This window comes from Bartonella sp. AC70YNML, from assembly GCF_042196545.1.
Lineage (GTDB): Bacteria > Pseudomonadota > Alphaproteobacteria > Rhizobiales > Rhizobiaceae > Bartonella.
Genome location: NZ_JBHIQK010000040.1, coordinates 1 through 1549, shown reverse-complemented (window position 1 = coordinate 1549; position 1549 = coordinate 1). Strand labels below are relative to the sequence as shown.

At 39.6% G+C, this 1549-nt stretch carries 2 protein-coding genes; both read left to right on the top strand.

Going from position 1 to position 1549, the window contains the following annotated elements; genetic code table 11:
- The first annotated feature begins 257 nt into the window (after positions 1-257).
- A complete protein-coding gene (locus ACFIMU_RS08615; protein ID WP_375615514.1) occupies positions 258-764 on the top strand; it encodes a hypothetical protein in 507 nt (168 codons plus the stop codon).
- An 8-nt stretch (positions 765-772) separates the two neighbouring features.
- Positions 773-1324: a hypothetical protein gene (locus ACFIMU_RS08610; protein ID WP_375697032.1), complete on the top strand. Its 552-nt coding sequence runs from the start codon at positions 773-775 to the stop codon at positions 1322-1324.
- Positions 1325-1549 lie beyond the last annotated feature (225 nt).

The window sequence follows — 1549 nt, the reverse complement described above, 5'->3', positions numbered from 1 at the left end:
ATGAGGTTGATCTGGGACTGAGGTTGATCTTGGCCGCGTGCTTGGCTTTCAATAGAACACCCTTCCTTGGGAAAAGGGATGTTTGGGCTTGTAAGCGCTTCATGTATAAGCGCGTATAAGGCAAGTGAACAAAATACATAGAGGGGAATTATAGTGCTTGCTTTACTCTGAGAAGAGTGCTAAGCGAATCTACCGCGCTGGTGGCGTGCTATCAAATATTGAAGAGTGGGAATTTTAGAAGTGGGGGGAGTATCCGTATGATCGAAGATAAATCACAACACCAATCTGCCCATAAGGGAGATAGGGCCTTTGTATCGCAGCCCGTGTTGGATCAATCAGAAGCTTTCAAAAAATGGACGGCTCTCTCAACAGGCGATTATATCATCATTTGTTGTTTGGCTATCCTCTTGTTGGTGCTTTTTTCCGCGTCTGCCTATATGAGCCCTTTGGAATTTTTTCACGTTATATCCAAAGAACAGCTCCAAGCACTGGGACAAATGAAACAAGAAAGTTTTCAGGAAAGTCTTAAACACCCATTCCAAAATCCTATAATTCAGCATGTTCTTGATGCGGGATGGAATAGTGTTTGGGCTTTTTTATGTTTCTTGCCGCAAATAATTTTTGGCGTTCTTTTTGGGTTGTTTCCGCTCTTTTTTGTCTTTAACGCCGTATTTAAACGGGATGTGAAGGAAATGATGCTACAATGGGAAAACTTACCAGAGCAGAAACAGCTAGACAATCAATCTCTTAACAGAAGACAATAGGGGGAAAAGTGAGCGCTTCTTTAATCATTGGAATGTTGATTGCCGTAGGGACGGCAATTTTTATTTGTTCTGCAATTTTTATGGTATTCCTTTCTACCGTGGTGACAATCGTTGCACTTTATTATTCGTTGATAAAACGGACAATCTTGTTATTGGTGACGCAGCGAAAATTAAAAAAGGGTGCAGCGCAGAATTTGAGGCATAATCAGGCAGAGGGTAGGGGACAGAATACAGTTCTTGCAACACAGTTGCGTGCCTTTTCTTTTCAAGAATCCTTGCTTCTCTCAAAAAAAGATTATTTTATGATCTTTTCTATCGCCTTCGTTATGGTTGCACTTAGCACAGGTGTTGTCGTTTTTTTTGCTTTTCTTCCAAAATCTGCGGTTTTTTTGCACAATTACGTGCCTATGATAGTGCTTCACTTTATTGATTTTGTCATGCGACTGCTGTTTTGGGTTTGGACATGTATTGTTGTTTCTTTACCTGTCATTTTAATTCTCCATAGTCTCCTTCAGTATGGCGTGCAAGAAACAGTAAAGGAATTAGAAACATTTGCTTGAGAAGAAAATAAAAATGATGATTTCACATCAATGCGATAGGGAAAAAAAGGGAGCATTATGATGCAGCATTTGGCTTTTTTAGGGTTCATTATCATTGCCATTTTAATGGTTATGGTTATGATCAGGCTTCCTTACCTGTTGATCAAATATATCAGGTTATCTTTTAAACTCGCTCAAGACTTGAAAAAGAGTACAACGCAAAAAAAGCAAGCCATACAACAATTG